The organism is Mesobacillus sp., from assembly GCF_047739415.1.
Taxonomy (GTDB): Bacteria; Bacillota; Bacilli; order Bacillales; family Cytobacillaceae; genus Mesobacillus.
This window is the reverse complement of the sequence record NZ_JBIQOE010000244.1, coordinates 1-4020: the sequence shown is the minus strand read 5'-3', so window position 1 is coordinate 4020 and position 4020 is coordinate 1. Positions and strand designations below refer to the sequence as shown.

Annotated in this window: 9 protein-coding genes; 5 read left to right on the top strand and 4 right to left on the bottom strand. The window is 40.6% G+C overall.

Going from position 1 to position 4020, the window contains the following annotated elements; all coding sequences use genetic code 11:
• Positions 1-190, top strand: a 190-nt coding sequence (locus ACH0QE_RS19180) for a hypothetical protein (RefSeq protein WP_415802085.1), incomplete at its 5' end; no start/stop codon positions are given.
• A gap of 214 nt (positions 191-404) precedes the next feature.
• On the opposite strand, the gene ytkD is transcribed toward ACH0QE_RS19180, so the two are convergent.
• Complete coding sequence (gene ytkD, locus ACH0QE_RS19175; RefSeq protein WP_415802084.1) at positions 405-872, bottom strand: RNA deprotection pyrophosphohydrolase; 468 nt, start codon at positions 870-872, stop codon at positions 405-407.
• Between the two features lie 87 nt (positions 873-959).
• Complete coding sequence (locus tag ACH0QE_RS19170) at positions 960-1280, bottom strand: hydrolase (protein ID WP_415802083.1); 321 nt, start codon at positions 1278-1280, stop codon at positions 960-962.
• Positions 1281-1533: 253 nt separating this feature from the next.
• On the opposite strand from ACH0QE_RS19170, the gene ACH0QE_RS19165 reads away from it, so the two are divergent.
• Positions 1534-1791: a DUF6154 family protein gene (locus tag ACH0QE_RS19165; protein ID WP_023626881.1), complete on the top strand. Its 258-nt coding sequence runs from the start codon at positions 1534-1536 to the stop codon at positions 1789-1791.
• Between the two features lie 107 nt (positions 1792-1898).
• On the opposite strand, the gene ACH0QE_RS19160 is transcribed toward ACH0QE_RS19165, so the two are convergent.
• Positions 1899-2339: a Dps family protein gene (locus tag ACH0QE_RS19160; protein WP_415802086.1), complete on the bottom strand. Its 441-nt coding sequence runs from the start codon at positions 2337-2339 to the stop codon at positions 1899-1901.
• Positions 2340-2473: 134 nt separating this feature from the next.
• Between ACH0QE_RS19160 and ytzI the strand changes: the two genes are divergently transcribed.
• Both ytzI and yidD read left to right on the top strand, forming a co-directional pair.
• Complete coding sequence (gene ytzI / locus ACH0QE_RS19155; protein ID WP_415802082.1) at positions 2474-2641, top strand: YtzI protein; 168 nt, start codon at positions 2474-2476, stop codon at positions 2639-2641.
• A 51-nt stretch (positions 2642-2692) separates the two neighbouring features.
• Entirely contained in the window at positions 2693-2947 is a 255-nt protein-coding gene (gene yidD, locus ACH0QE_RS19150) for a membrane protein insertion efficiency factor YidD (protein WP_415802081.1), read from the top strand.
• A gap of 3 nt (positions 2948-2950) precedes the next feature.
• On the opposite strand, the gene ACH0QE_RS19145 is transcribed toward yidD, so the two are convergent.
• Positions 2951-3514: a beta-class carbonic anhydrase gene (locus tag ACH0QE_RS19145; RefSeq protein WP_415802080.1), complete on the bottom strand. Its 564-nt coding sequence runs from the start codon at positions 3512-3514 to the stop codon at positions 2951-2953.
• Positions 3515-3736: 222 nt separating this feature from the next.
• Between ACH0QE_RS19145 and ACH0QE_RS19140 the strand changes: the two genes are divergently transcribed.
• Positions 3737-4020 (top strand): metal ABC transporter substrate-binding protein (locus ACH0QE_RS19140; RefSeq protein ID WP_415802079.1); only part of this gene is annotated, 284 nt, incomplete at its 3' end.

Here is a 4020-nt window from a genome sequence, read left to right as displayed (position 1 = left end):
GCCAACGGCGGCGAGGAGGCTCAGCGCCGGCCCCGCGGAAAGCGAAGCGCCTGGAACGGAAATCAACAGCCCCAATTTCACCACCAATCAAAAAAAGACTGTAAACAAACACGATTTTCATCGAGTTTGTCTACAGTCTGAAGAAGCCGGGATGACCGGCTTCTTTTCATTTATTATAAAAGGCGGCTAATTTAGAATAAGTAGCGGCAGCGCCATTAAATCTAAATTTTCGCCAATAAAATTGTGAACTCCGGCATTAATTCTAAATTTTCGCCAATAAAGTTGTGAACTCCGCCAATAAAATCAGATTTTCGCCAATATCCCGGATCAAGGGTTATAGAAACCGTTAATTCCTATGCATTTATTAGCCGTAAAAACAAAAAAAAGCGGCGAATCTGCCACTTTTATTGCTTTTTGCTTAAAAACTCAAGGCTATGCTTAATCACATCGTCCTTCATGATAAAACTGTACTCGTCCTTCATTCTTTCCACTAGTATATCTCCACTTACAAGTACTGGTCCGCCTGTTTCCAGATAATCATCCTGCGGCAGTATTTTTTCTACTTCACCGTAAAAGATTCTTTTTACAAATGAATCTTCTTTATCACTCACCTGATACTCTCCAATGCTCTCAAGCACGATTAAGACCGCACCCGTCTCCTCCATAACCTCACGGCGAGCTGCATCCTCCAGACTTTCACCTTTATCCATTTTGCCACCCGGAAACTCCAAACCTCTGACTTTATGTTTGGTCAAAAGCCATTTGCCTTCATATTTACAGATGACCAACACATGGTGCGCACTTTTTTCAAAGGCGTTTTCCTGAAAGGACAAGATCACATCTCCGCCGTTTATATCTTTAAACTTCTCCATTAAAGTTCTCCCCTGACGCTACATCATGACCTAATTATATAGAAATTTAGACAATGAATAAACCGCAGACATCTGCCTGCGGCTGTTCTATTTTTCAGGGAGGATCCCCATGCTTTCAATATGGTTCCTGGCTTCTTCATCACCTAGTTTATAAATCATTTCATAGGTCTGGATCAGTTGTCTGTCGAGCGCATCATTTTCACGGTCATAATGGTATTGCACATATGGAACGTGCGCCCTCATGAAATTTTGCCAGCCTGTGGAATGGCCCTGATCGAATATTTCCCTTAACGCGGTGATTTCCTCATCATTTGCCTCAATTTTAAAATTCCACGGAGATGCAGTTGATACGCTCTGAATCTCGCCATCACTGATGTTGATGTAGTATGTTTTTTTGCCTTCTGGCATGTGCCTCACCTCATGGATATCGTTCCCTGCGTCTATATTCGTTTATACTGAATATCTTTAAAATAAATAATTTTTTCTGCCCTCCAAATTACTCTTCAAGTTGTGTGTATGTTAAAATTAGACCAAATAAAGATATAGGTAAATCAACAGCCCAACAGGAAAATACTTCAATCCCAAGGCATATTTTTTCCGATGGAGGGTATTAAATAAGTATAAGTAATTATGGACGATCAAGAAGGAGAGGTGAAATCTAATGAAACTGATTGATGAGCTATACGAACTGTACCGCAATAAATTGACCGGTGATGAAGAGGATATCGATATGCTCGCTTTTGCCTTCCTTGAAGAGATGAGCCGTGAGGACTTGTTGAAAATTATCCAGGACCTTGATAAGCAGGAGCTTTATGATTTGATGGGCCTTTACTTGATCGAGAGCTTGAAGGGAAAGTTTGCCCAGGATGACTTTGGCGCGCGCTCTGTCAATTCATACCCTTCCCGCAATGTGCACTAATTCTTGTAAATAACCATACATACAAACCGGCTGCGGGCCGGTTTTTCTTTTTGTCTTATTTCGTATAGTACTGAAAAAAACTGGCCGGTTTTTCGGCCAGTTTCCTTTTATCCAAGATAAGCCTTGAACATCCACATATGCTTGCGAAGGCTCATTTTTACTTCTGTCATCATATCCGCTGTAGCTGTATCTTCTGCTTTTTCTGCGAGTTCAATCGCATTTTGGAGCTCGTCCACGATTGTAGCAAAGTCATCGTGTAACTGTCTGACCATGTCTTCTTCATTTTCTGAACCAGTTGCTTCTTCAACCGAAGATAATTCAAGATATTCTTTAAGGGTTGCAACAGGCTTTCCGTCTAATGCAAGAATCCTTTCAGCGAATTCATCAATGATTGTCGCTGCTTCGTTATAAAGCTCTTCAAATTTCGTGTGCAGCGTGAAGAAGTGACGTCCTGTTACATACCAGTGATAATTATGAAGCTTTGTGTAAAGAACCGTCCAGTTTGCAACTTGCTTGTTAACTGCTTGGATTAAATCTGTTTGTGCCATTGTTAATTCATCCTCCCTTTTAGTCATAGATTATATTCCCCTTCCAGCTTTATAAAAAACATGCTGCCAGCAACTTTTTTCCTCCCGCCGAAGAGAACATGCTACAATAATTTTGAAGTAAAGGAGGCCGTTTTATGTATACCGTTTTGATTATCTCAGTCATTATCGTTATCATTGTTTTAGTATTAAGTGTAGTCACCACTTCAAAAGCCTATCAGTATAAACATACTGTCGATCCGATTGACAACAATAACAGCCATGAAGATCCTTATGAACCAAAATCTCAGGGTGAAAATAAATAAAAGGAGCTGCGACTCAGCTCCTTTTTAGAGTTTAGTGAAAGGATGAACACCATGCTAAAAAAAGCATTCATCGGCATCATTCGTTTTTATCAGGCAGTGATTTCGCCATTAAAGCCGCCTACATGCCGTTTTTACCCAACATGCTCCCATTACGGACTTGAAGCAATCAAAAGGTTCGGTCCCTTCAAAGGCGGATGGCTGACGATTGTACGCATCTTGAAGTGCCAACCCTTCCATCCAGGAGGCATGGACCCGGTACCCGAAGAGTGGCCATCAAAGAAAAACGCTAAAGCTCATAACCATTAAAATTTACTTTTCATAGCCATCGATAACTTGATCAAGCCTTCCCGTTGAAGGATCGATCACTAGTCCATGGACCGGAACATCCTTAGGCATCAAGGGATGGTTTCTAACGATTTCCACACTGTGGGCAACGCTGTCCTTGACATTGTCGAAACCGTGAAGCCATTCCTCTACGTTTATTCCTGAATAATTCAGTGTTCCCAGCATATCATCTGTAACACCGCGTTTTTTCATTTCTTCAATCATGATGTCAGGCTTCATCCCGCTCATTCCGCAGTCATAATGACCAATGATTGCCACTTCCTCCGCCTGCAGCTGGTAAACAGCAACAAGCAGACTTCTCATGATACTACCGAATGGGTGCATAATAAGGGCACCGGCATTCTTTACAATTTTCACATCACCATTGCGAATATTCAAAGCCCTTGGCAATAGTTCAACAAGCCTTGTATCCATGCATGTTAAAATAACCATCTTTTTATTCGGAAACTTAGTTGTGGTGAATTCTTCATATTTCTTTTCTGCTACAAACTTTTCATTAAAATCAAGGATTTCATCAAGCATTCTCATATTTTTCTTCTCCTTTTAAACAGTTTCTTTCTAATAGAATACCTCAAACTGAACCTGAACCAAAATGTTTTACTTGATTTTGCTGTCATCCTTTTGTATGATACAGAAGGTAAATCGTAACCATTACGAATTAATATTTATCCCCATGACAAGAAAACTAATAACAAATAAAGTTCATTACGTAAATCGTAATGAGTCCGTTTTAAATAACAGGAGGCACTTATGAAAAAAACTGCATTTATTTTATCTTTATTAATGGTTATTGCTGCTCTTCTAAGCGGCTGTGGGCAAGATGCCGCAGATCAAAAAGAGAATGACGATCTGCTGCAAGTCTACACCACTGTTTATCCACTCCAGTTTTTCGCTCAGCAAATTGGCGGTGAGTATGTAAATGTTGAAACCATCTACCCACCGGGAGCAGATGAGCATACATTCGAGCCCTCCCAAAAAGATATGATGGCACTGGCAGACGCAGACTTATTTTTCTATATCGGCCTGGGGCTTGA

What these genes read in the sequence shown, in the direction of transcription:
- ACH0QE_RS19145 (WP_415802080.1), bottom strand. Translation starts at nt 3,514, where the DNA reads ATGAGAATGCTTGATGAAATCCTTGATTTTAATGAAAAGTTTGTAGCA.
- ACH0QE_RS19170 (WP_415802083.1), bottom strand. Translation starts at nt 1,280, where the DNA reads ATGCCAGAAGGCAAAAAAACATACTACATCAACATCAGTGATGGCGAG.
- ACH0QE_RS19160 (WP_415802086.1), bottom strand. Translation starts at nt 2,339, where the DNA reads ATGGCACAAACAGATTTAATCCAAGCAGTTAACAAGCAAGTTGCAAAC.
- ytkD (WP_415802084.1), bottom strand. Translation starts at nt 872, where the DNA reads ATGGAGAAGTTTAAAGATATAAACGGCGGAGATGTGATCTTGTCCTTT.
- ytzI (WP_415802082.1), top strand. Translation starts at nt 2,474, where the DNA reads ATGTATACCGTTTTGATTATCTCAGTCATTATCGTTATCATTGTTTTA.
- ACH0QE_RS19165 (WP_023626881.1), top strand. Translation starts at nt 1,534, where the DNA reads ATGAAACTGATTGATGAGCTATACGAACTGTACCGCAATAAATTGACC.
- yidD (WP_415802081.1), top strand. Translation starts at nt 2,693, where the DNA reads ATGCTAAAAAAAGCATTCATCGGCATCATTCGTTTTTATCAGGCAGTG.